Source organism: Acidovorax sp. AC410, from assembly GCF_979253235.1.
This window is the reverse complement of sequence record NZ_CEEDCG010000001.1, coordinates 134,213-158,938: the sequence shown is the minus strand read 5'-3', so window position 1 is coordinate 158,938 and position 24,726 is coordinate 134,213. Positions and strand designations below refer to the sequence as shown.

The window sequence follows — 24,726 nt, the reverse complement described above, 5'->3', positions numbered from 1 at the left end:
CGATGGTGGCGGGCAGGCCCTGAAAAAATCGACAACGACAGGAGACCATGATGTTCCAACGCATCCGGATTGCCCAGAAACTGTGGCTCGCCGTCATTTTCATTGTGGTCATGCTGGCCGGAGTGGTGGGCTTTTCGGCCTACCGCTCGGCCAAGGTGCAGGCCCAGGCCGATGAGGTCGCCCGCGAGATGCAGACCCGCGTCGGGGCCGCCATCCGCTGGGCAGGCCTCACGGAGACCAACGCGGCGCGCACGCAGGCGCTCATCGTGAGCAGCGATGCGGCGGTGGAGGCCGAATTCAAGGACGTGATCACCGCTACCTCGGCGCAGATCACCGAGGTGCAGAAGTCGCTCGAAGCCATGGCGCTGTCCGACGCGGACAAGGCGCAGATGGCCAAGATCGCCGACGCCCGCAAAACCATGATCGACCTGCGCGGCAAGGCCCGCCAGCTCAAGACCGATGGCAAGGCGGAGGAAGCGGTCACCCTGGTCAAGCAGACCTACAACCCGGCCGTGGCGGCTTACCTCACGACGCTGCGCGATTTTGTCGAGCTGCAGCAAAAGACCGCCCAGACCCGGCTGGCCGAGATGGCGGCCTCGCGCATGCTCACGGTGAAGATCGCCGCCGTGGCGGTGACCGCCTTGCTGCTGGCCATCATCGCCGGGGCCTACTACCTGATCGGCCACATCCAGCGGCCCCTGGCGCAGGCCAATGACCTCGCGGCCAAGATCGCGGCGGGCGACCTGAGCGAGCAGGGCTCCGTCACGCGCGGCGACGAATTCGGCGACCTGCTGCGCTCGCAGTACGCGATGAGCGATTCGCTCGGGCGCATGGTGCACCAGGTGCGCCAGAGCACCGACAGCATCGCCATTGCCAGCGCCGAGATCGCCACCGGCAACCACGACCTGTCGGCGCGCACCGAGCAGACGTCGAGCAACCTGCAGGAGACGGCGGCCGCCATGGAGCAGTTCACCAGCACCATCGCGCAGAGCGCCACCAGCGCGCGCCAGGCCAGCACCCTGGCGGCCAGCGCCACGGGCGTGGCCGAACGCGGTGGCTCGGTGGTGACCCAGGTGGTCTCCACCATGGAGGACATCAACCACAGCAGCAAGAAGATCAGCGACATCATCGGCACCATCGATGGCATTGCCTTCCAGACCAACATCCTGGCGCTCAACGCGGCGGTGGAGGCTGCGCGTGCCGGCGAGCAGGGCCGGGGCTTCGCCGTGGTGGCCAGCGAGGTGCGCAGCCTGGCCCAGCGCAGCGCCGAGGCGGCCAAGGAGATCAAGGCGCTGATCAGCGCCTCGGTGGAAAAGGTGGAAACCGGCAGCCGCCTGGTGGCCGATGCGGGCAGCACCATGACCGACATCGTGCGCTCGGTGCAGAGCGTGACCGACATGATCGGCGAGATCACCTCGGCATCGTCCGAGCAGAGCCTGGGCATCAACCAGGTCAACCAGGCCGTGGGCAACCTCGATCAGATGACGCAGCAGAACGCCGCGTTGGTGGAAGAGAGCGCCGCCGCTGCCCAAAGCCTGCGCGAGCAGGCCGAACACCTGGCGCAGGTGGTGTCGGTGTTCAAGGTCAACGGGGCCGCCTATGGCGGCGTGGCGCCGCCGATGCGCGCGGCGCACACACCGGCGCCACCGGCCCGGCCGGCTGCCAGCACCAAACCCACCGCACCGCGCATCACCCAGGCAGCCGTCAAACCGGCCGCGAAAGCCGCTGCACCGGCTGCCAAGGCCGCGCCAGCACGCTCACCGGCACTGGCCCAGGGGGCCGAGGAGGATTGGGAGTCGTTCTGACCAGGCTGCCTTTCCCGGGCTTGCCGGGTGGGCCGGGTCAGCAAGTGCTTCAGGCCAGCTCTGCGATCAGCTCGATCTCGACGCAGGCACCCATGGGGATCTGCGCCACGCCGAAGGCACTGCGTGCATGCACGCCCTTGTCGCCGAACACCTGGCCGAACAGTTCGCTCGCGCCGTTGGTCACCAGGTGCTGTTCGGTGAAGTCGCCGGTCGAGTTCACCAGGCTCATCACCTTCACGATACGCTTGATGCGGTTCAGGTCGCCGCCAGTGGCCGCATGCAGCGTGCCCAGCAGGTCCACGGCGACGGCGCGCGCGGCGTTCTTGCCTTCTTCGGTGCTGATGTTGTTGCCGAACTGGGCCACCCAGGGCTTGCCGTCCTTGCGCGCAATGTGGCCGGAGAGGAACACCAGGTTGCCGGTCTGCACGTAGGGCACATAGGCGGCAGCAGGCACCGACACCGGCGGCAGGGTGATGTTCAGTTCGGAAAGCTTGTCGTAAACGCTCATGGTCGTCATCCTTGGTTGGAGGTGGTTGATCGGGCCTGCGGCATTGGGTGGCGATGTTCACCGGGCCAGGCCAGGGCAGCACGGGAGTGTTACATACCCAGGCGCCCGGGTGGTGCGCGAAGGCCTGTTGCGCCCGCGGTTTAGCATGCGCGCATGCCCGAACCCCTTGCCAGCGTGCTAGCCAGTCCCACAGGTGTCCCTGTGGCGGCGCTGCGCAGTGGCGCTCCCGCCCTGTGGCGCCTGCCTTCACTGCTGGCGGGCAGTCTGCTGGGGGCGGCACTGCAGCTGCAGCAGCCGGTGCTGTGGCATTGGCACGGCTATGCACTGGTGCTGGCGTGTGCGGTCGTACTGTGGGGCTTGTCGGGCCTGCTGGTGCGGTCCGGCGGCGCCCGCCGCTGGCTTTGCCAATTGCTCGTGGCCTGCGCTGGCACCGGCCTGCTGTTTGCCACCACAGGCCTGCGCGCCACGGCGTACCTGCAGGGTGCGCTGGACCCGGCGCTGGAGGGGCAGAACATCCGCGTCATTGGCACCATCGCCGCGATGCCGCAGGTCAACGAAGCGGGCGTGCGCATGCGCCTGGCAGTCGAGTCGGCCTGGCTGCCTGGCGAAGGGGCGCAGGCGCAGCGCCAGCCCGTGCGGCTGCCCGAGCGCATGGACGTTTCCTGGTACGGCGGCTTTTTCTTCGGCGCCACCAGCGCGACCACCACCGTGCGGCCGCTGGAGCCGCAGCGCCGGCCCCCGGCCCTGCATGCGGGCGAGCGCTGGGAGTTCACGGTGCGCCCGCGCGCGCCGCACGGCCTGAGCAACCCACACGGCTTCGACTACGAGCTGTGGGCCTGGGAGCAAGGCGTGCAGGCCACGGGCAGCGTGCGCACGGGCCCCAAGGACCTGGCGCCCGTGCGGCTGGCCAGCACCTGGCAGTACCCGGTGGAACAGGCGCGCCAATCCGTGCGCGATGCCATCCTGGCGCGGCTGGCCCCGGGCCTGGACCCCGACGACCCGGGCCGCGCACGCATGGCTGGCGTGGTGGCGGCGCTGGTCACGGGCGATCAGCGCGCCATCGACCGGGCCGATTGGGATGTGTTCCGCGCGACCGGTGTGGCGCACCTGATGAGCATCTCCGGGCTCCACATCACGCTCTTCGCCTGGCTCGCTGCGCTGTTGGTGGGTGCCTTGTGGCGCCGCTCGCCGCGCCTTTGCCTGGCCGTGCCGGCGCCCACGGCGGCGCTGGCGGCCGGGGTGCTGCTGGCGGCGGCCTATGCGCTCTTCAGCGGCTGGGGCGTGCCGGCGCAGCGCACGGTGACCATGCTGGCCACGGTGGCCCTGCTGCAGCTCTCGGGCCGCCGCTGGCCCTGGCCCCAGGTGTGGCTGCTGGCCTGCGCGGCCGTGGTCTGGGTGGACCCGTGGGCGCTGTACCAGGCGGGTTTCTGGCTCAGCTTCGTGGCGGTGGCGGTGCTGTTTGCCACCGACACCCGGGCTGTGGGCGGAGCGCCCCCCACGGGCAGGGTGCGCGTGCTGGCACTGCTGCGCGAGCAGTGGGTGGTCACGCTGGCGCTCACGCCGCTCTCTTTGCTGCTGTTCGGCCAGGTGTCGCTGGTGGGCTTTGTGGCCAATCTGGTGGCGATCCCCTGGGTCACCCTTGTCGTCACGCCGCTGGCACTGGGCGGCGTGCTCTGCGTGCCCTTGTGGAACCTCGCGCTGTGGAGCCTGCAGCCTCTGGCGGCCCTGCTGCAGTGGCTGGCCACCTGGCCCATGGCCGTGCTGTACCTGCCCGTGGCGCCGCTGTGGGCCGGGGCTGCGGCCCTGGCCGGTGGGCTGCTGCTGGCCATGCGCCTGCCATGGCGGCTGCGCCTGCTGGCCCTGCCGCTGGTGCTGCCGGTGCTGTGGTGGCAGCCCGGCCGGCCGGCGCCGGGCCAGTTCGAGCTGCTGGCCGCCGACATTGGCCAGGGCAATGCGGTGCTGGTGCGCACAGCCAGCCACACCCTGCTGTACGACGCGGGCCCGCGCTTCAGCCTGGAGAGCGATGCCGGCCACCGCGTGCTGGTGCCGCTGCTGCGGGCCCTGGGTGAGCGGGTGGACGTGCTCATGCTCAGCCACCGCGATGCCGACCACACCGGTGGCGCCGCGGCGGTGCTGGCCCAGCAGCCAGGCGCTCGGCTCACCGGCTCCATCGAGGCTGGGCACGAGCTGCAGGCGCTGCGCCCGGCCACCCCCTGCCTGGCGGGCCAGCGCTGGGAGTGGGACGGCGTGGCCTTCGAGGTGCTGCACCCCGCGCCCGGCGCGGGTGCGGTGGTGCGTGCCAACCACGCCAGCTGCGTGCTGCGCATCGTGGCGGCGGGGACGAGTGCGGGGGATGGGCCCACCAGTGGCGCTGCTGGCCGGCGACATCGAGACCGCGCAGGAGCAGGCCCTGGTGGCCGGCGCTGCCCCGCTCAAGGCCGATGTGCTGCTGGTGCCGCACCACGGCAGCAAGACCTCGTCCACCGGCGGCTTCCTGGATGCCGTGGCACCCCGCACCGCTTTGGTGCAGGCCGGCTACCGCAACCGTTTTGGCCATCCGGCGCCCGAGGTGTTGGCGCGCTACCAGGAACGCGGCATCACCGTGGTGGAGTCGGCGCGCTGCGGGGCAGCCACCTGGTCATCGACCTGGCCCGATGGCGTGGCCTGCCAGCGTGAATCCGGCCAGCGGTACTGGCAGCACAGCATGGTGCCAGCTTTGCCGCGCTGAGTCTTGAGGGCCGGTGATGGCACAGTGCCTTGGTAGGCCGATTCGGGAAACTGGGCGCACAACTTGCTATCCTGCAAGCAGGAGGCCAGTTCATGCAGAAATTTGATGAGATGTACGCCATGCTGCCTTTTGACGGCAGCGACGTGCGAGAACACTACAAGCGCTACGCGCAATGGCTGTCCAGGCAGCCGGTGGACGTGATGCAGGCCCGCCGGGCCGAGGCGGAGATGATCTTCCGCCGCGTGGGGATCACCTTTGCCGTCTATGGCGCCAAGGACGAGGACGGCGCCGGCAACGAACGCCTCATCCCCTTCGACCTGATACCCCGCATCATTCCTTCGCACGAGTGGGCCAGCATGCAGCAGGGGCTGGTGCAGCGGGTCACGGCGCTCAACCGTTTCATCCATGACGTCTACCACGGGCAGGACATCATCCGCGCCGGCATCGTGCCGGCCGACCTGGTGCTCAACAACGCCCAGTACCGGCCCGAGATGGCCGGCGTGCAGGTGCCGCAGAACATCTACGCGCACATTGCCGGCATCGACATCGTGCGCGCACCCAACGCCCAGGGCGAAGGCGAGTACTACGTGCTCGAGGACAACCTGCGCGTGCCCAGCGGCGTGAGCTACATGCTGGAAAACCGCAAGATGATGATGCGGCTGTTCCCCGACCTGTTCAGCATGCACAAGGTGGCGCCAGTGGCCCACTACCCCGACATGCTGCTCGAAACCCTGCGCGCCAGCGCCCCTGCCACGGCCGACGAGCCCACGGTGGTGGTGCTCACGCCCGGCATGCACAACAGCGCCTACTTCGAGCACGCCTTCCTCGCCCAGCAGATGGGCGTGGAGCTGGTCGAAGGGCAGGACCTGGTGGTCAAGGACCGCTTCGTCTACATGCGCACCACGCGCGGCCTGCAGCGCGTGGACGTGATCTACCGCCGCGTGGACGACGACTTCCTCGATCCGCAGGTGTTCCGCCGCACCTCCACGCTGGGCTGCGCCGGCCTGATGGAGGCCTACCGCGCGGGCAACGTGGGCATCTGCAACGCCGTGGGCACGGGCGTGGCCGACGACAAGTCGGTCTACCCCTATGTGCCCGAGATGATCCGCTTCTACCTGGGCCAGGAGCCCATCCTGAAGAACGTGCCCACCTGGATGTGCCGCAAGCAGGACGACCTGCAGTACGTGCTGGACCACCTGCACGAGCTGGTGGTCAAGGAAGTGCACGGCGCGGGCGGCTACGGCATGCTCATCGGCCCGGCCGCCACCAAGGCCGAGATCGAGGACTTTCGCCGTGCGCTGCTGGCCAACCCGGCCGGCTACATCGGCCAGCCCACGCTCAGCCTGTCGAGCTGCCCCACCTATGTGGAAAGCGGCATCGCCCCGCGCCACATCGACCTGCGCCCCTTCGTGCTCAGCGGGCGTGAGGTGCAGATGGTCGCCGGCGGCCTGACCCGCGTGGCCCTGCAGGAGGGTTCGCTGGTCGTCAATTCATCACAAGGCGGGGGCACCAAGGACACCTGGGTTCTCGGAGAAGGAGGGACCCCATAATGCTCAGCCGTACCGCCGACCACCTGTTCTGGATGTCCCGCTACACCGAGCGGGCAGAGAACACTGCACGCATGTTGAACGTCAGCTACGAGACTTCGCTGCTGCCCCAGTCTGCCGCCGTGGCGCAGGAGGGCTGGGAAGGCCTGCTGTCCATCAGCGAGCTGATCCCCGCCTACACCGCCAAGCATGGCGAAGTGACGCCCGAGCGCGTGCTGCACTTCATGGTGCGCGACGGCGAGAACCCCTCGTCCATCGTCTCCTGCCTGCGCGCTGCGCGCGAGAACGCCCGCGCCGTGCGCGGCGCGCTGACCACCGAGATCTGGGAGACCCAGAACCAGACCTGGCTGGAACTGCAGCGCCTGCTCAAGGGCGATGCCTACGAGCGCGACCCGGGCCAGTTCTTCGAATGGGTCAAGTACCGCTCGCACCTGTCGCGGGGCGTCACACTGGGCACCATGCTGCAGGACGAGGCCTTTCACTTCCTGCGCATGGGCACCTTCCTGGAGCGCTCGGACAACACCGCGCGCCTGCTGGACGTGAAGTTCCACGCGGTGAAGAAGGACTTCTTTGGCCGCGCCAGCGAGCGCAACCAGGAGAACGACTTCTACCACTGGAGCGCCATCCTGCGCAGCGTCTCGGCCTTCGAGGTCTACCGCAAGGTCTACCGCGACGTGATCACGCCGGGCCGTGTGGCGGACCTGTTGATCCTGCGCCGCGACATGCCGCGCTCGCTGCATGCCAGCATGCGCGAGGTGGTGGACAACCTGGCTGTGCTGGCCAACGACCACTCGTCCGAGACCCAGCGCCGCGCCGGCCGCCTGCTGGCCGACCTGCAGTACGGCCGCATCGACGAGATCCTGTCGACTGGGCTGCACGCCTTCCTCACGCAGTTCCTGGACCGCGTGAACGACCTGGGCGGCGGCATCAGCCGCAACTTCCTGGTTGCCACGGGAGACTGAGGCCCTGGCCTGGCATCTGCCGCACGGCGGATGCGGGTGCGGGTGCCGTCATTCTGCCGAGGTTGTGGGCATGCGCCCCCATTGCCCGGCCACCACCGACTGCACCTGTGCCACGGCCGAATCGCGCAGCGCATCGGTGCGCCAGCCCAGCTCCACCGCATAGCGCGGCATCGCCACGGGGCAGGGCAGTACCGTGAGCCCGCACAGGCGTGCCATGGCGTGCGCGGCATGGGCAGGGACGGTGGCCACGGCCTGGGTGCCCTTGAGCAGGTAGGGCAGGGCGGCGAAGTGCGTGGTCGATGCCACCACCCGGCGCTTGTGACCCAGGGCAGCCAGCACCTCGTCCACCACGCCGATGAAGCCGCCCGATGAAATCAGGACGTGGTCGCGCGCCACGTAGTCCTCCACCGTAAGGCGCAGCGCCGCCTTGCGCCGCCCGGGCCGTGCATCGACCACGCAGGCATAGCCGCCTTCGCCCAGCGCCTGGTGGCTCAGCCAGCGCGTGGCAAAACCTCCCGCCGTGATGGCCAGGTCGACTTCACGCGCCATCAGCATCTCGGCCACGATCTGGCTGTGCGTTTGCCGGAAGGCCAGCCGCAGCCCCGGCGCATGCTGCGCCAGCAACTGCACCAGCCACGGACCCATGGCGATCTCGAAATCGTCCGACAGGCCCAGCACCACCGAGCGGCCCTGGTAGCGCGCCGCGGGTGAGGTGCCCAGGGCCAGGCTCTCGCGGCATTTGTTGAGCGCCTCGCCGATCACGGGTCGCAGTTCCTGCGCGCGCAGCGTGGGCGCCAGGCCCCGCCCCGTGCGCGTGAACAGCGGGTCGCCGTAAACCTTGCGCAGCCGCCCCAGCGCCGCGCTCACGGCCGACTGGGTGAGCGACAGGCGCAACGCGGCGCGCGTGGCGCCACCTTCCTCGTACAGCGCCTCGAACACGCGCAACCCGTTGAGGTCGAACCCGATATCAATCTCGTTCATATCAATCAGCAATGGAAAGGCATTGATTCATCTTAGGGCTTTGGCAACACTGCGCTTGTCTTCCATTCCCAGGAACCCACGCCATGACCCTTTCCACCGTCGCCGCCCTGCAGATCGGCTCCTCCCCCGAGGGCACTGCCCAGACCCTGGCCAACGTGCTCGCTTTCGAGGGCGAGATCAAGGCCTCGGGCGCCCGCCTCGTCGTCATGCCCGAGGCGCTGCTGGGCGGCTACCCCAAGGGCGAGATCTTCGGCACCCGCCTGGGCTACCGCCTGCCCGAGGGGCGCGAGGCCTACGCGCGCTACTACGCCAGCGCCATCGATGTGCCCGGGCCCGAGACCGAGGCCCTGGCCAGCCTGGCGCAGCGCACCGGCGCCATGCTGGTGCTCGGCGTGATCGAGCGCGCCGGCAGCACGCTGTACTGCACGGCGCTGTACTTCGACCCCGAAAAGGGCCTGGTGGCCAAGCACCGCAAGCTCATGCCCACGGGCACCGAGCGCCTGATCTGGGGCCAGGGCGACGGCTCCACACTGCCGGTGGTGGAGTCGGCCGCCGGCCGCGTGGGCGGCGTGATCTGCTGGGAGAACCACATGCCCCTGCTGCGCACTGCGATGTATGCGCAGGGCGTGCAGATCTGGTGCGCGCCCACCGTGGACGAGCGCGACATCTGGCAATGCTCGATGCGCCACATCGCGCACGAGGGGCGCTGCTTCGTCATCAGCGCCTGCCAGGTGCAGCCCTCGCCGCGCGCGCTGGGCATCGATGCGCCCGGCTGGGATGCCGACCGCCCGCTGATCCGTGGCAACAGTGTCATCGTGGGCCCGCTGGGCGACGTGCTCGCCGGCCCGCTGCAGAACACCACCGGCCTGCTCACCGCGCAGATTGACACCGACGAGCTGGTGCGGGCGCGTTACGACTTCGACGTGGTGGGCCACTACGCGCGGCCCGACATCTTCAGCCTGCAGGTGGACCGGCGCGCACGCCAGACCGTCGCTTTCACTGACTAGGAAGAATCCTGCTCCACGGCCTGCCGCACCAGCGCGAGGGCATGGGGCAGGTCCTCCAGCGGAACCGACCCGAGCGCCACGCGCAGCGCCTGGGGCACGTGGGTCGTGGTGGCGAAGGCTTCGGCGGTGGAGACGGTCACGCCGCGCCGCAGCAGCGTGGCCGCGATGCGGTCGGCGCGCTGGTCATCGCCGAGCGGCAGCCACACGAAGTACGAGTGCGGGTGGCGCACCAGCGGCAGGCCCCGCAGCGTGCGGGTCACCAGGGCCTGGCGCCGGGCGGTGTCGGTGCGCTTCTCGGCCTCCAGCCGGGCCACGGTGCCGTCCTCGATCCAGGCGCAGGCCATGGCCGTGAGTACGCCGGCCGTGTTCCACGAGGTGGCGCGGATCGCGCGCTCCAGGGCCGGGATCAGCGCCGGCGCCGCCGCGACAAAACCGAAGCGCAGGCCGGTGGCCACATTCTTGGACAGGCTGGACACGTACACCGTGCGTTCCGGTGCGAGCGCGGCGATGGGCACCAGGGCGTCGCCTGCCAGGTAGGCGTAGGGCGCATCCTCGATCACCAGCAGGTCGTGCTGGCGCGCAATCATGGCCAGCCGCCCGCGTGCGCGCGCCGGCATCACGCAGCCCAGCGGGTTGTGCAAGGTGGGCATGGTGTAGATGGCGCGCACGGGCCGCGCGTGGCACAGGCGCTGCAGGGCGTCCAGGTCGGTGCCCTCGGGGCCGATGGGCACCGGTGCCAGGTCCAGCCGCAGGCGCTCGGCCAGCACGCGAAAGCCGGGGTAGGTGAGGGCATCCACCGCCACGATGTCGCCGGGATTGAGCAGGCCCAGCGCGGCGATGGCCATGCCGTGCTGCGCGCCGTTGACGATGAGGACCTGCTCGCCAGTGACCTTGAGCAGCCTCGATTGCAGGTGCCGTGCCACGATGGCGCGCTCGTGCAGGCGCCCGCCATAGGGCTGGTAGTGCAGCAGCGACTCCAGGTCGCCCGATGCCGCCAGCTGGCGCAGGGCCTCGCGCAACTGCTCGGTCTGGCCGGGCACGCTGGGGTTGTTGAACGACAGGTCGATGGCGCTGGCCTGTGGCGCGGTGAGGTCGGCCCCCGGCCGCGGGTACGAGGGGTCGCGCACGAAGGTGCCGCGCCCGGTCTCGCCCACCACCAGGCCGATGGCCTCCAGCTCCGCATACACCCGGCTCGCGGTGCCCAGCGCCAGGCCGTGTCTGGCGGCCAGTTCACGGTGCGTGGGCAGCCGGGTGGCGGGCCGCAGCCGGCCCGTGCGGATATCGGCCGCCAGTGCATCAACCACCTGCTTGTACCGGATGAGACCCATGGCAAACCCAAGCGTATCTATGACAATTCTTTGATTGTACTAAGTGCTTTGCCTACGATGGCGGCTCCATCCCCCCAACGGAACCCCTCCATGCGCATCGCCCTGCTGGCCTTCGACGGCTTCAATGAACTCGACTCCCTGATCGCCCTGGGCATCCTCAGCCGGGTCAAGCGCCCGGGCTGGGAGGTGGCCCTGGTCTGCCCCACGCCGCGCGTGCGCTCCATGAACGGCATCGTGGTCGAGCCGCACCACGCCTCGCTGGCCTGGGCACAAGGTGCCGATGCCGTGCTGGTGGGCAGCGGCATCCAAACCCGCGCGGTGGTGGAGGATGCCGCGCTGATGGGCGCGTTGCAGTTCGACCCCAGCCGCCAGTTGCTGGGCGCGCAATGCTCGGGTGCCCTGGTGCTGGCGAAGCTGGGCCTGCTCAACGGCGTGCCCGCCTGCACGGACCTGACCACCCGGCCCTGGGTGCAGGCGGCGGGTGTCACGGTGCTCGACCAGCCGATATTTGCCAATGGCAATGTCGCCACGGCCGGGGGGTGCCTGTCGTCGTCGTACCTGGCGGGGTGGGTGATTGCCCGCCTTGCGGGTGTGCAGGAGGCGGCCACGGCACTGCATTACTTCGCCCCGGTGGGCGAAAAAGAGGAGTACGTGGCCCGCGCCATGGGCCATATCGAGCGCTACCTGCCGGCGGCAGAGCCGGCTTGACTACTCCTGCGCGTTGCGCCGCTGGTCGCGCAGCATGAACAGGTACAGGCTTTCGACCTTCTCGCGCGCCCAGGGCGTCTTGCGCAGGAACTTGAGGCTCGAGCCCACGCTCGGGTCGCTCTGGAAGCAGCGCACAGGGATGCGCTGGCCCAGCTCGTCCCAGCCGAAGTAGTCGGCCAGGGCCACCACCATGGCCTCCAGCGTCACGCCGTGCAGCGGGTTGTGCGGCTGGACCGGCTTGGCGGGCGTGGCTTCTGGCGGGGGCCCTGGTTCGGGCGTCGGGGTGTCGGGGACGTCGCTCATCCCCCAAGCATACCTTGGGGCATGGCGCGAAACGGCTCAGGCCGTCCGTTGCAGGTGCGAGTTGCGTTGCACCAGCTCGGCCGTCCAGTCCACGAAGGCACGCACCTTGGCGCTCAGGTGGCGGTTGGGCGGGTAGACCACATAGATCGGCAGGAGCGCCTGCGTCCATTCGGGCAGCAGGCGCACCAGCGTGCCGTTCTCGAAGTGGCGCGTGGCCTGGAAGCTGGTGATCTGCCCGATGCCCAGGCCCGACACCACCGCCGTCACATAGGCATTGGTTTCGTTCACGCTGACCTGGTAGGGGCCGGTGATGTCCACGGATTCCTCGCCCTTGCGGAACTCCAGCGGGTAGTGGCGTCCGCTCTGGGGCGAGAAATAGACCACGATCGAGTGTTTTTCTTCGATTTCCAGCGGGTGCGTGGGTGTGCCGTGGCGTTCCAGGTACTCGGGCGAGGCCACGGTGATGAACTCCAGGTTGCCGATGCGCCGCGCCACCAGCGACTGGTCGGTCAACTCGCCGCCGCGGATCACGCAGTCCACGTTGTCGCTGATCAGGTCCACCATGCGGTCGCTCACGCCCAGGTCCACCTGGATGTCGGGGTAGCGCGCATGGAACTCGGCCAGGTTGGGCAGGATGAGCAACTGCGCCATCGAGGTGCCCACGTCCACGCGCAGGCGCCCGCGCGGGTTGGAGCGGGCGTTGGTCATGCTCGCCTCGATGTCATCGAGGTCGGTGAGCAGGCGAATGGTGCGCTCGTAGTAGGCGGCGCCGTCTGCCGTCACGGTGACGCGGCGCGTGGTGCGGTTGAGCAGTTTCACGCGCAGGCGCTCTTCCAGCGCCTGCACGTGCTTGGTCACCGTGGCCTTGGGCAGCGAAAGCGAATCCGCCGCCCTGGTGAACGTGCCGGCCTCCACCACCCGCACGAATATGCGCATGGCCTGTATCTGGTCCATGGGCTCTCCTTGTACTTTGTACTTGCACCCACCAGTGGGTGCAGGGTAATTCTCACACGCGGCCTGCGCGGGATTGTTGAGCTTTTGGAAACAGTGCAGTGGTGTTTGGCCTGTTTATCCGAAAGTCGCAAGGTACTACATTTCATCCATCGTCAATCCAATGGGTCCATGCCATGCAGCCCGATCGCTCGTCTCCCACATCGTCGCCTAGCCGTGCCGGAGCCTCCTCCAAGGCCCCTGGCGCCGCAGTGGGCGCCCCCCAGCGCACCGACGCCACCATTGAGGTGGCCAAGGGCGAAGAGGTGGCGGTGCGCGTCTACGGCCGCAAGCTGCCCGGCAAGCCTTCGCCGCTGGTGGTGCATTTCCACGGTGGTGCGTTCACCACGGGTGACCTGGATACCGGCTGCACCGTGGCCGACCTGCTCGAACGCGCCGGCGCCGTGGTGGTGTCGGTGGCCTACCCGCTCACACCCTTCCCCCAGCCGGTCAACACCGGCTACGGCGTGCTGCAATGGGCCTTTCGCAACCGCGTCAAGCTCGGCGGGCAGGGCGCGCAGATCTACCTGGCCGGCGAAGAGGCCGGGGGCAACCTGGCGGCCGCCGTCTCGGTGATGGCACGCGACCAGTCGCACCCGCCGCTGGCCGGGCAGATCTTGCTGTCCCCCATGCTCGACCCCTGCGTGGGCACGGCCTCGGTGCGCGAAGCCACGGGCGATGCCACCGGCTGCAAGTGGACCGAGGGCTGGCGCAACTTCCTGCGCTGCCCGCGCGACGCCGAACACCCCTACGCCGTGCCCGCCACCGCGCACCGCCTGGCGGGCCTGCCATCCACGCTGGTGATGGTGGGCGACACCGACCCCATGCACGATGAGGCGCTGGCCTATGCCGCGCGTCTTGAGTCCGCTGGCCTGCTGGTGCGGCGCCATGTGTTTCCCAAAGCCGGTGAGATGCCCGAAGCCCTGGAGTCGGGGCTGCGCGAATGCCCCTGCGCCGAAGGCGCGCTAGTGCAGATCCGGCAGTTTTTCGAGGACACCCGATGTCCGGCCCCCACCTGAGACCCCAGGGTTTGTAGGATGTGGTTGACCTCAACTTAAGTTGAGGTTCGATACTCCCGCCACCCACAACAACCGAGCAAGGCTCACCCCGCAATTTCCGGCCATTGGCGCCGGAGGGGAGAAGCTTTGCCCATGACTGGCCAGGAGCCAGTGCAGGTGCCGTCTGCGAGCGGTACGGACCGGCTGTTGCCCGCATTTTTTGCTGATCTGTTTTTTGCCCATTTCAATGACACGGAGGAATCACACATGAACGTTATCCACCTGCAGGCGGCTGCACCCGGGAGCACTGCCACTGCCGACACCCAGGCCGCCACCGCACGCCGCCGGTGTTGACCTTGCCACCGTGTCATTGCCCAGACTTCGTTTGCATCCATTCCACCCGATCTTGAAAACCGCTGCGGGACCTGTTCCACGAGAACTGCCCCGCCACTGAAAGTCACCATGAACTTCCATCTTCCCTTCCCCAAGCGCCCTCTGGGCCTGGCCACGCTGGCCACCGCCGTCACCGCCGTGGTGGCTTCGTCCGTGCTGGTGTTCCAGTCTCCTTCCGCACAGGCCACTGCCGGCGCGGCGCAACCCCAGGCCGTGCCTGTCTCCGTGGCCGCCGTGCTGCAGCAGGACATTTCCCTGTGGGACGAGTTCTCGGGCCGGCTCGAAGCCGTGCAGCGCGTGGACATCCGCCCGCGCGTGGCGGGCGCGGTGCAGGCCGTTCACTTCCGTGAAGGCTCTCTGGTCAAGCAGGGCGACCTGCTGATCACCGTGGACCCGGCCCCGTACGCTGCCGAGGTGGACCGCGCCGAGGCGCAGGTCGCCGCAGCGCAGGCCCGCGTCTCCTACACCCGCAGCGAACTGGAGCGCGCCACGCGCCTGCTGCAGGAAAGCGCCATTGCCCAGCGCGAGCACGACGAACGCCAGAACGCCCAGCGCGAGGCCGATGCCAACCTGCGTGCCGCGCAGGCCGCCCTGCAGGCCGCGCGCCTGAACCTCGGCTACACCCAGGTGCGTGCCCCCGTGGCGGGCCGCGTGGGCCGCATCGAAGTCACCGTGGGCAACCTGGTGGCCTCGGGCGCCGGTGCGCCGGTGCTGACCACGCTGGTCTCGGTGAGCCCGATCTACGCGAGCTTCGATTCCGACGAGCAGATCGTGGTCAAGGCCCTGCAGGACCTCAAGTCCGGCACCAGTGCCCGCACCCTGATCGAGCGCATCCCCGTGCAGATGGGCACCGGCACCTCGGGCGGCACACCCCACGCGGGCAAGCTGCAGCTCATCGACAACCAGGTCGATGCGAAAAGCGGCACGGTGCGCGTGCGCGCCGTGTTCGACAACGCCGATGGCGACCTCATCCCCGGCCAGTTCGCGCGCATCCGCATGGGCCAGGCGCGCAGCTCGCAGGCCATCCTGATCAACGAGCGCGCCGTGGGCACGGACCAGAACAAGAAGTTCGTGCTGGTGGTGGGCGAGGGCAACAAGGCCGAGTACCGCGAGGTCACGCTGGGTGCGCCCATCGAAGGCCTGCGCGTGGTCACCTCGGGCCTGAAGGCCGGCGAGACCATCATCGTCAACGGCCTGCAGCGCGTGCGCCCCGGCGCCGTCGTCGCCCCGCAGTCCGTCCCCATGACCGCCAAGGCCGAAATCCCTGCTGCCGACCGCAAGGAAGCCCGCGCCGCCAAGTCGCCTGCCGCATAAGGGCACCGAGCGCCTGCTGAAAGACCATCGCCATGAATCTATCCCGCTTCTTCATCGACCGCCCCATCTTCGCCGGGGTGCTGTCGGTGCTCATCTTCCTCGGGGGGCTGATCGCGCTGCGCAGCCTGCCGATCTCCGAGTACCCCGAGGTGGCCCCGCCCTCGGTGGTGGTGCGCGCCCAGTACCCGGGCGCCAACCCCAAGGTCATCGCCGAAACCGTGGCCACGCCGCTGGAGGAATCCATCAACGGCGTGGAAGGCATGCTCTACATGGGCAGCCAGGCCACGACCGACGGCGTGATGACGCTGACCGTGACCTTTGCCCTGGGTACCGACCCCGACAAGGCCCAGCAACTGGTGCAGAACCGCGTCTCGCAGGCCGAGCCGCGCCTGCCCGAGGAAGTGCGCCGCCTGGGTGTCACCACGGTCAAGAGCGCGCCCGACCTGACCATGGTCGTGCACATGGTCTCGCCCAACGGCCGCTATGACATCGATTACCTGCGCAACTACGCCGTGCTCAACGTCAAGGACCGGCTTGCCCGCATCCAGGGCGTGGGCCAGGTGCAGATCTTCGGCGGTGGCGACTACTCCATGCGCGTCTGGCTCGACCCCCAGAAGGTGGCGCAGCGCGGCCTCTCGGCCAGCGACGTGGTGTCCGCCATCCGCGGCCAGAACGTGCAGGCCGCCGCCGGCGTGGTCGGCGCATCGCCCGGCCTGCCCGGCGTGGACCTGCAACTGTCCATCAACGCCCAGGGCCGCCTGCAGACCGAGGACGACTTCGGCGACATCATCGTCAAGACCGGTGCCGATGGTGCGGTGACGCGCCTGCGCGACATCGCCCGCCTGGAGCTGGGCGCGGCGGACTATTCGCTGCGCTCGCTGCTCAACAACGACCCGGCCGTCGGCATGGGCGTGTTCCAGGCCCCGGGCTCCAATGCCCTGGACATCTCGGCCAATGTGCGCAAGACCATGGACGAGCTGCAGAAGAACATGCCCGAGGGTGTCGAGTTCCGCATCGCCTACGACCCGACGCAGTTCGTGCGCGCCTCCATCAAGTCCGTGATCCAGACCCTGCTCGAAGCCATCGCGCTGGTGGTGGTGGTGGTGATCCTGTTCCTGCAGACCTGGCGCGCCTCCATCATCCCGCTGCTGGCCGTGCCGGTGTCGGTGGTGGGCACCTTCGCCGTGCTGCACCTGCTGGGCTTTTCGATCAACGCCTTGAGCCTGTTCGGCCTGGTGCTGGCCATCGGCATCGTGGTGGACGACGCCATCGTGGTGGTGGAGAACGTGGAGCGCAACATCGAGGCCGGGCTGACGCCGCGCGAGGCCACCTACCGCGCCATGCGCGAGGTCTCCGGTCCCATCATCGCCATTGCGCTGGTGCTGGTGGCGGTGTTCGTGCCGCTGGCCTTCATCAGCGGGCTCACGGGCCAGTTCTACCGCCAGTTCGCGGTCACCATCGCGATCTCCACGGTGATCTCGGCCATCAACTCGCTGACCCTGTCGCCCGCGCTCAGCGCGCTGCTGCTCAAGGGCCACCATGAGCCCAAGGATGCGCTCACGCGCGGCATGGACAAGGTGCTGGGCGGTGTGTTCCGCGGCTTCAACCGCGTGTTCCACCGCGGATCCGAGGCCTACAGCGGCGGGGTCAAGCGCGTCATCGGCCGCAAGGCGCTGATGCTGGTGGTCTACCTGGCGCTGGTGGGCGTGACCTTCGGCCTGTTCAAGCTGGTCCCCAGCGGCTTCGTGCCCGCACAGGACAAGCAGTACCTGATCGGCTTTGCGCAACTGCCCGACGGCGCCACGCTGGACCGCACCGAGGACGTGATCCGCCGCATGGGCGACATCATGAAGAAGAACCCGAACGTGGAGGACGCCATCGCCTTCCCCGGCCTGTCGATCAATGGCTTCACCAACAGCTCGAACTCCGGCATCGTCTTCGCCACGCTCAAGCCCTTTGCCGAGCGCACGCGTGCCGACCAGAGCGGTGGCGCCGTGGCCGGCCAACTGAACCAGTCGTTCGGCGCGATCCAGGAAGCTTTCATCGCCATGTTCCCGCCGCCACCGGTGGCAGGCCTCGGTACCACGGGCGGCTTCAAGCTGCAGATCGAGGACCGTGCGTCGCTGGGCTACGAGGCCATGGATTCGGCCGTGAAGGCCTTCATGGCCAAGGCCTACCAGACGCCCGAGCTGGCCGGCCTGTTCACGAGCTGGCAGGTCAACGTGCCGCAGCTGTACGCGAACATCGACCGCACCAAGGCGCGCCAGCTCGGCGTGCCCGTGACGGACATCTTCGAGACGCTGCAGATCTACCTGGGCAGCCTGTACGCCAACGACTTCAACCAGTTCGGCCGTACCTACAGCGTGCGCGTGCAGGCCGATGCGGCCTTCCGTGCCCGCAGCGACGACGTGGGTCTGCTCAAGGTGCGCTCCACCACGGGTGAGATGGTGCCGCTGTCGGCGCTGATGAAGCTTGAGCCGAGCTTCGGCCCCGAGCGCGCCATGCGCTACAACGGCTTCCTGGCCGCCGACGTGAACGGCCAGCCTGCGCCCGGCTTCTCGTCGGGCCAGGCGCAGGACGCCATCGAGCGCATTGCCGCCGAAACGCTGCCCAAGGGCATCGGCTTCGAGTGGACCGAGCTGACCTACCAGGAAATCCTGGCCGGCAATTCCGCCGTGCTGGTGTTCCCCATCGCCATCCTGCTGGTGTTCCTGGTGCTGGCCGCGCAGTACGAAAGCCTGACCCTGCCGATCGCCATCATCCTGATCGTGCCCATGGGCCTCTTGGCCGCGATGACGGGCGTGTGGCTCAGCAACGGGGACAACAACGTGTTCACGCAGATCGGGCTCATCGTGCTGGTGGGGCTATCGGCGAAGAACGCGATCCTGATCGTGGAGTTCGCCCGCGAGCTGGAGTTTGCCGGGCGCACACCCGTGCAGGCCGCCATCGAGGCCAGTCGCCTGCGGCTGCGCCCCATCCTGATGACCTCGCTGGCCTTCGTGATGGGTGTGCTGCCCCTGGTGCTGTCCACCGGTGCCGGCGCCGAAATGCGCAGCGCCATGGGCGTGGCGGTGTTCGCCGGGATGATCGGGGTGACGGCCTTCGGCCTGTTCCTCACGCCCGTGTTCTACGTGGTGCTGCGCCGCCTGGCGGGCAACCGCCCCCTGCAGCAGCACGGCAGCCATGTCGCGCCACTGACGGATGCCTCCGGCCCTGGCGCCGTGGCCCACCCCATATTGGCTGCACCGCGCGGCCATGACGAATGAGCGCAAAGGAGCCTTTGCAATGATTGCCAATACGATGTTTTCCGACCCTTCCCTGACCGTGCGGCGCGCGGCGCGCCTGGCGCCGCTGGTCGCGGCCCTGGTGCTGGCCGGCTGCATGGGCACGCCCATCGCGCCGCAGCCCGAGCATGCCGGTGTGGCCGTGCCCGCGAGCTTCAGCGTGGCCGATGGCGCGCCCGCCTGGACCACTGCCGCCCCCGCCGAGGCGCAGCCGCGCGGCGAATGGTGGCTGGGCTTCCAGGACCCGGTGCTCAGCAGCCTGGTCGAGCGCGCTGCCAGCGGCAACACCAGCATCCAGGAGGCGGCGGCCCGCTTGGCCGAGGCGCGCTCGCTGCTGCGCTCGGCCGATGCGGCGCGCGCTCCGCAGGTGGGTGCATCGGCCGGTGCCAGCCGCCAGGCCGGTGCCGGCACCACGGGCAGCACCGATGCGTCCACACTCACCTCGGTGGGGCTCAACGTCTCGTACGAGCTCGACCTGTTCGGGCGCCTGTCCAAGGCCAGCGATGCCGCGCGCCTCGATGCCCAGGCCCGCGACGCGCTGCTGCAGAGCACGCGGTTGCTGGTACAGGCCGACGTGGCGCAGACCTACCTGCAGCTGCGCTCGGTGCAGGCCGAACAGGTGCTGCTGCAGGGCAGCCTGTCGGCCTACCGCGACACGCTGCGCCTGACGCAGCGGCGCTTCCAGGCCGGCGACGTGGCCGAGCTCGATGTGGCGCGCGTGCAGACCGAGGTGGCGGCCACCGAGTCCGAGGCCCTGGCCCTGGAGCGCCAGCAGGCGCTGCTGTCCAACGCCCTGGCGGTGCTGGTGGGCGACGTGGCCACCGGTTTTGCCGTGGCACCTGCGGGCAGCGATGCGGCCCTGCCGGTGATACCCGCCGGTGTGCCCGGCACGGTGCTCACGCGCCGGCCCGACGTGTCGGCCGCGCAGGCCTCGGTGCTGGCAGCCCAGGCGCGCGTGGGCGTGGCCCAGGCAGCCTGGTTCCCGGCCATCACGCTCACCGGCAATGCCGGCCAGGCCTCGCCCGAGCTCGGTGACCTGTTCAAGTGGTCGGCCCGCTCCTGGGGCATCGGCGCGCTGCTGTCGCTGCCGATCTTCGACGGCGGCCAGCGCAAGGCGCAGGAAGAGGGCGCCCGCGCCCGGCTGGAAGCCGCCATGGCTGCCCACCGCGGCCAGGTGCTCACCGCCTTTCGCGAGGTGGAGGACCAGTTGAGCGCGCTGCGCCTGCTGGCCGGCCAGTCCGAGGCGCAAAGCCGCGCCGTCCAATCCGCCGTGCGCGCCACGCAGCTGTCGGACTCGCGCTACCGCAACGGCCTGGTGAGCCAGCTTGAACTGCTGGACGCGCGCCGCAGCGAACTGCGCAACCGCCGCCAGGCCCTGCAGGTGCGCACCGCGCAGTACACCGCCACCGTGGGCCTGATCCGCGCTTTGGGCGGCGGCTGGGGCGATGGCCAGGGCGCCGCCCTGGCGCAGGCGCCCGCCCGCTGAGCGATCACTGTCGCTGGCGGGCTTGACAGGGACATTCCGGGGTGCCCGCCCCGGCCTGTTGCAAGGGGCCTATAGTGCCGGGTGTCGCCGCTCGACCGATGGGTTGGTTTTGTGGCCGTCCCCTTCACACCCCTTGCTAATCAGGAGCATCCGCATGAGTTATCCCGATACCCGTCTCTTCATCGCTGGCCAGTGGCAGGACGCCGCCGACGGCAAGACCATCGCCGTGCACAACCCCGCCACCGGCAAGGAAATCGGCCGCGTGGCCCATGCCAGCAAGGCCGACCTGGACCGTGCGCTCGAAGCCGCCCAGAAGGGCTTCGAGGCCTGGCGCGACATCCCCGCGGCAGACCGCGCCAAGACCATGCGCCGCGCTGCCGTGCTGATGCGCGAGCGCGTGGACGCGATTGCCGCCATCATGGTGCAGGAGCAGGGCAAGCCCCTGGCCGAAGCCAAGGTCGAGACCATGGCGTCTGCCGACATCATCGAATGGTTCGCCGACGAATCCCTGCGCGTCTACGGCCGCATCGTGCCGTCGCGCAACCTCAAGGCCCAGCAACTGGTCATCAAAGACCCCGTGGGCCCCGTGGCGGCGTTCACGCCCTGGAACTTCCCGATCAACCAGGTGGTGCGCAAGCTCGCGGCCGCCCTGTCGGCCGGCTGCTCCATCCTCGTCAAGGCACCTGAAGAGACCCCGGCCAGCCCGGCCGAGCTGATCCGCGCGTTCGCCGATGCCGGCGTGCCCGCCGGCACCGTGGGCCTGGTCTATGGCGACCCGGCCGAGATCTCCAACTACCTGATCCCGCACCCCATCATCCGCAAGGTCACCTTCACCGGCTCCACGCCGGTGGGCAAGCAGCTCGCGGCCCTGGCCGGCAAGCACATGAAGCGCGTGACCATGGAGCTCGGTGGCCACGCCCCCGTGATCGTCGCCGAGGACGCCGACGTGGCCCTGGCCATCAAGGCCGCCGGTGGCGCCAAGTTCCGCAATGCGGGCCAGGTCTGCATCTCGCCCACGCGTTTCCTGGTGCATGAGAGCATCCGCGCCGAGTTCGTGGCCGCGCTCACAGGCCATGCCAAGGGCCTGAAGGTCGGTGACGGCCTGGTCCAGGGCACGCAGATGGGCCCGCTGGCCAACCCGCGCCGCATCACCGCCATGGCCGACCTGCTGGCCGACGCCGTGCAGCAGGGCGCGCAACTGGCCGCCGGCGGCGAGCGCATCGGCAGCGAAGGCAATTTCTTCCAGCCCACCGTACTCGACAACGTGCCGCTGTCGGCCCGCATCTTCAACGAAGAGCCCTTCGGCCCCGTGGCCGCCGTGCGCGGTTTCGAGAAAATCGAGGACGCCATTGCCGAGGCCAACCGCCTGCCCTTCGGCCTGGCCGGCTACGCCTTCACGCGCTCGCTCAAGAACGCGCACCTGCTGTCCCAGCGCCTGGAAGTGGGCATGCTGTGGATCAACCAGGCGGCGGCTCCCGCGGCCGAGCTGCCATTCGGCGGTTTGAAGGACTCGGGCTACGGCTCCGAAGGCGGCTCCGAGGCCGTCGAGGCGCACCTGAACACGCGCCTGGTCTCGATCATGAACGTGTGATGGCGATCTGATCGTTGCCTGCAGGCCCCTCAATGCCGGGGGCCTGCTTCATTTCACCTGTTCGTGAGGTAGGAGATGCCAACCGCTGCAGATGCGCTGCACCCCTGTGCCGCGGCCCTGGTCCGGGGCGACATGGACATGCTCAAGGACCGGGACTATTTCCGCCGGCTGGGCATCGCCTACGATGTTCAGGGCCTCCTGGCCGTGCTGCGCAACCACAAGCCCAAATCGGCCATGCCGCTGGCATGCCACAGCCTGGCGGACTTGGGCGCCTTCGAGGTCCTTCCCGTTCTCAAGGAACTGGCCGACTTTCCGGTGCAGGACGTCAAGGCGACCTCGGTCCTGGCCGTGGCACGCCTGTGTGGGGCTGACGCGACGGACTGGCTCACCGAATGCCTGGTGCGCAAGGGAACGCTCAAGGGCTATGTCCTCTGGGCCCTGGCGGCCGTGGCCGACCCGCGGGCCTACCCGGCCGTGAAGGCCTGGTCCGCCCCCCTGATCCGAAAGCTGGAGCGCAAGCCCGAGAAGCCTGCGCTTCGGAACCTGGTGTTTGCCATCGCCTACCTGGAACAGGTGGCGCAAATCCATCCCGAGGCCCTGGGCTTGCTGGAGCGCTTTGAGGCCGTGGCACGCACGCTGCCCCCGGGCGATCTGTCGGAATTTCGGAGCTTCACGCGCATGTTTGCAAGGAGTGCTGCCACCACGGATCCCGTACCCAACGGGCTGGCGTAGGTGGTGGATGCCCTCCCTTCAGGGTGTCGGCTGCATCAGCCGTGCCCGGACATCGGCCGCATAGGTCCGTCCGACCTTGGCGGCCTGGCCCCCCGGGAACACGACGCTCAGTGAGGAGTACCGGCCGACCGCCACATGGGAGATCGCACCCAGGCGGACCAGCGTGCTGCGGTGGATGCGCATGAATTCGCCGCCTGGCAGGCTGCGCTCCAGGTCGGACAGGCTCTCGCTGTGCAGGTAGTCCCTGCCGTCAGCGTGGATGCGCGCGTAGTCGCGCTCCGCCTGGATGTGGGTGATGCTGCTGCACGGGATGCGCAGGTAGTTGTGGCCCGACTTCACCCACAGGTCGCTGGTGCCGGCACTGCGGTGCGTGGCGGCGGCTGCTGTGCTGCGCAGGCTGGCAATGATCTCCTCCAGTTCCGCGATCCGATCCTGGCGGCCTTGCGACAGCACGGCCTGGCGCGCGCGCTCCAGGGCCAGGTGCAGGCGCCCCGGGTCGATGGGCTTGGTCACGTAGTCGATGGCATGGGCGTCGAATGCGCGGCAGGCCTGGTCGTCGAAGGCGGTCACGAAGACGATGGCGGGTGCCGGGGCGGGCAGGCGGGGTACCAGGTCGAAGCCGCTGCCGCCGGGCATCTGGATGTCCAGCAGGACGATGCGCGCGTCGAACTGCGCCAGCCTGGCAAGGGCCTGCTGCACGGTGGCCGCTTCCGCGACCGCGCCGACCCAGTCCAGGCGCTGCAGGTGGCGGATGAGCCGGCGGCGTGCCAGCGGCTCGTCGTCCACGACCAGCACGTCGATGGGAGCCATCACCCGGTCCTCCAGGGCAGTTCGATCTCGGCGCGAAAGCGCGCTCCATCGGTGTAGGCGCTGAACCGGCCGCTCTCACCGAAGCGCATGCGCAGGCGGTCCGCCACGTTGCGCAGGCCGATGCCGAAGCCGACCACGGTGCCCGCCGACGGGTACCCGCCGGCCGGCAGATCGTTCTCGACCACCAGCCGCAGAGCGTCCTGCTGGCGCAGCGCGCGGATGGTGATCTGGGTGTGCGCCGCGGACTGGCCCACGCCATGCTTGACGGCATTCTCGATCAGCGGCTGCAGGATCAGGCTGGGCACGAGCGCGTGCCGCACCTCCTCGGCGGCATCCACGGCGAAGCCCATGCGGTCGGAAAAGCGCTCCTGCTCGATCTCCAGGTAGTCCTCCTGCAGCACCAGTTCCTCGGCCAGCGTGACGTCCTGCAGGGGGTCGATGGTCAGCGTCGTGCGCAGGAACATCGACAGCGACAGCAGCATGCGGCCTGCGCGCGCGGTGGCGCCTTCCTCGACCAGGCCAGCGATGGAGTTGAGGGTGTTGAACAGGAAATGCGGGTTCGCCTGGTAGCGCAGGGCGCGCATCTGGGCGAGCAGGGCCTCCTCGCGCGCGGCGGCCAGGCTGCGTTCGCGGTCCCGCACCTCGAAGGCATAGACCATGGACACATACAGGCAGGACCAGCCGAAGAACATCGCCATGCTCGAGACCATGGTGTAGCCGAAGTTGCGCCAGCTGAATTCAGGCACTTCGGGTGCCACGTAGAAGGTGTAGACCTGGAAATCGAACAGGCTGTACAGCGGTGCACAGGCCAGGGACAGCGCAAACGCCATGGCCGCCTTGAACAGGATGCCGCGGCGGCGCACCCGGAACAGCAGTGCCGACATGCCGATGGTGAGCAGGGCGCCGAAGCTGTTGAGCACCAGCTTGCCCGAGAACGATTCGAGCGGGTCGACGCCTGCGATCCCCCACAGGATGCTGTCGCTGAGCAGCACGGCGCTCCAGAACACCGCGGCCAGCTGCAATGTCGTGCGGCGCAGGCCGGACCAGGTGCTGGCGGCGGCAGCGCCGGACAGGTCGGCAGTGTCGTTCGTCGAAGCTTGGGGTCCGTTCGTCGAAATGTGCATGGTTTCGTCTGCCAGGGAAGTCGTTGGAATTTCCGGATGGGGGAGTCTCGCCAAGAATTCTCCCGGGTCCTCTCCATTTCTGGAATGGGGGCCTTGCAGGCCCCGGTTCCAGCCGGATGGATTCTGG

Annotated in this window: 18 protein-coding genes and 1 pseudogene; 12 read left to right on the top strand and 7 right to left on the bottom strand. The window is 69.0% G+C overall.

Features of this window, described 5'->3' with window-relative positions; all coding sequences use genetic code 11:
* Nucleotides 1–50: 50 nt before the first annotated feature.
* Nucleotides 51–1,805, top strand: coding sequence for a methyl-accepting chemotaxis protein (locus tag AC0IZS_RS00660; protein ID WP_471633884.1), 1,755 nt, complete (start codon nt 51–53; stop codon nt 1,803–1,805).
* Nucleotides 1,806–1,854: 49 nt separating this feature from the next.
* Here the strand turns inward: AC0IZS_RS00660 and AC0IZS_RS00655 are convergent, their stop codons facing one another.
* The gene (locus AC0IZS_RS00655) at nt 1,855–2,313 is read right to left on the bottom strand and encodes a RidA family protein (protein ID WP_471633883.1); all 459 of its coding nucleotides are present in this window, start codon (nt 2,311–2,313) and stop codon (nt 1,855–1,857) included.
* Between the two features lie 153 nt (nt 2,314–2,466).
* Here AC0IZS_RS00655 and AC0IZS_RS00650 point away from each other — a divergent pair.
* From AC0IZS_RS00650 to AC0IZS_RS00640, 3 genes and pseudogenes are all read left to right on the top strand, one after another.
* Nucleotides 2,467–5,041 (top strand): annotated as a pseudogene (locus AC0IZS_RS00650) (DNA internalization-related competence protein ComEC/Rec2).
* Nucleotides 5,042–5,133: 92 nt separating this feature from the next.
* On the top strand, nt 5,134–6,591 hold the full coding sequence (locus AC0IZS_RS00645; protein ID WP_007854621.1) for a circularly permuted type 2 ATP-grasp protein: 1,458 nt from the start codon (nt 5,134–5,136) through the stop codon (nt 6,589–6,591).
* Nucleotides 6,591–7,550, top strand: a complete 960-nt coding sequence (locus tag AC0IZS_RS00640) for an alpha-E domain-containing protein (RefSeq protein ID WP_007854623.1) — start codon at nt 6,591–6,593, stop codon at nt 7,548–7,550. The genes AC0IZS_RS00645 and AC0IZS_RS00640 overlap by 1 nt, the downstream gene beginning before the upstream one ends.
* 48 nt (nt 7,551–7,598) lie before the next feature.
* On the opposite strand, the gene AC0IZS_RS00635 is transcribed toward AC0IZS_RS00640, so the two are convergent.
* Complete coding sequence (locus AC0IZS_RS00635; RefSeq protein WP_471633882.1) at nt 7,599–8,531, bottom strand: LysR family transcriptional regulator; 933 nt, start codon at nt 8,529–8,531, stop codon at nt 7,599–7,601.
* Nucleotides 8,532–8,614: 83 nt separating this feature from the next.
* Here AC0IZS_RS00635 and AC0IZS_RS00630 point away from each other — a divergent pair, with 83 nt between their 5' ends.
* Entirely contained in the window at nt 8,615–9,538 is a 924-nt protein-coding gene (locus AC0IZS_RS00630; RefSeq protein ID WP_471633881.1) for a carbon-nitrogen hydrolase family protein, read from the top strand.
* Here AC0IZS_RS00630 and AC0IZS_RS00625 read toward each other — a convergent pair.
* Complete coding sequence (locus AC0IZS_RS00625) at nt 9,535–10,866, bottom strand: aminotransferase-like domain-containing protein (protein ID WP_471633880.1); 1,332 nt, start codon at nt 10,864–10,866, stop codon at nt 9,535–9,537. The two genes, AC0IZS_RS00630 and AC0IZS_RS00625, sit on opposite strands and share 4 nt — an antisense overlap.
* Nucleotides 10,867–10,956: 90 nt before the next feature.
* Between AC0IZS_RS00625 and AC0IZS_RS00620 the strand changes: the two genes are divergently transcribed.
* A complete protein-coding gene (locus tag AC0IZS_RS00620; protein WP_471633879.1) occupies nt 10,957–11,574 on the top strand; it encodes a DJ-1/PfpI family protein in 618 nt (205 codons plus the stop codon).
* Here the strand turns inward: AC0IZS_RS00620 and AC0IZS_RS00615 are convergent, their stop codons facing one another.
* Nucleotides 11,575–11,877, bottom strand: coding sequence for a VF530 family protein (locus tag AC0IZS_RS00615; RefSeq protein WP_471633878.1), 303 nt, complete (start codon nt 11,875–11,877; stop codon nt 11,575–11,577).
* 36 nt (nt 11,878–11,913) lie between these two features.
* Nucleotides 11,914–12,831 carry a LysR family transcriptional regulator gene (locus tag AC0IZS_RS00610; RefSeq protein WP_471633877.1) on the bottom strand — a complete coding sequence of 306 codons (918 nt, stop codon included), beginning with the start codon at nt 12,829–12,831 and terminating at the stop codon, nt 11,914–11,916.
* 173 nt (nt 12,832–13,004) lie between these two features.
* On the opposite strand from AC0IZS_RS00610, the gene AC0IZS_RS00605 reads away from it, so the two are divergent.
* The 6 genes from AC0IZS_RS00605 to AC0IZS_RS00580 all read left to right on the top strand — a co-directional run bounded on the left by AC0IZS_RS00605 (nt 13,005) and on the right by AC0IZS_RS00580 (nt 22,665).
* Entirely contained in the window at nt 13,005–13,886 is an 882-nt protein-coding gene (locus AC0IZS_RS00605) for an alpha/beta hydrolase (RefSeq protein ID WP_471633876.1), read from the top strand.
* 441 nt (nt 13,887–14,327) lie between these two features.
* Nucleotides 14,328–15,572 carry an efflux RND transporter periplasmic adaptor subunit gene (locus tag AC0IZS_RS00600; RefSeq protein ID WP_471633875.1) on the top strand — a complete coding sequence of 415 codons (1,245 nt, stop codon included), beginning with the start codon at nt 14,328–14,330 and terminating at the stop codon, nt 15,570–15,572.
* 32 nt (nt 15,573–15,604) lie between these two features.
* Nucleotides 15,605–18,838 carry an efflux RND transporter permease subunit gene (locus tag AC0IZS_RS00595; protein WP_471633874.1) on the top strand — a complete coding sequence of 1,078 codons (3,234 nt, stop codon included), beginning with the start codon at nt 15,605–15,607 and terminating at the stop codon, nt 18,836–18,838.
* Nucleotides 18,839–18,857: 19 nt separating this feature from the next.
* Nucleotides 18,858–20,342 carry an efflux transporter outer membrane subunit gene (locus AC0IZS_RS00590; protein WP_471633873.1) on the top strand — a complete coding sequence of 495 codons (1,485 nt, stop codon included), beginning with the start codon at nt 18,858–18,860 and terminating at the stop codon, nt 20,340–20,342.
* A 154-nt stretch (nt 20,343–20,496) separates the two neighbouring features.
* Nucleotides 20,497–21,933 (top strand): NAD-dependent succinate-semialdehyde dehydrogenase, encoded by a 1,437-nt coding sequence (locus AC0IZS_RS00585; RefSeq protein WP_471633872.1) that lies wholly within the window; start codon nt 20,497–20,499, stop codon nt 21,931–21,933.
* 75 nt (nt 21,934–22,008) lie between these two features.
* Nucleotides 22,009–22,665 carry a hypothetical protein gene (locus tag AC0IZS_RS00580; RefSeq protein WP_471633871.1) on the top strand — a complete coding sequence of 219 codons (657 nt, stop codon included), beginning with the start codon at nt 22,009–22,011 and terminating at the stop codon, nt 22,663–22,665.
* 18 nt (nt 22,666–22,683) lie between these two features.
* Here AC0IZS_RS00580 and AC0IZS_RS00575 read toward each other — a convergent pair whose 3' ends face one another.
* Entirely contained in the window at nt 22,684–23,475 is a 792-nt protein-coding gene (locus AC0IZS_RS00575) for a LytR/AlgR family response regulator transcription factor (RefSeq protein ID WP_471633870.1), read from the bottom strand.
* A complete protein-coding gene (locus AC0IZS_RS00570) occupies nt 23,475–24,599 on the bottom strand; it encodes a sensor histidine kinase (protein ID WP_471633869.1) in 1,125 nt (374 codons plus the stop codon). Before AC0IZS_RS00570 ends, AC0IZS_RS00575 begins: the two co-directional genes overlap by 1 nt.
* Nucleotides 24,600–24,726 lie beyond the last annotated feature (127 nt).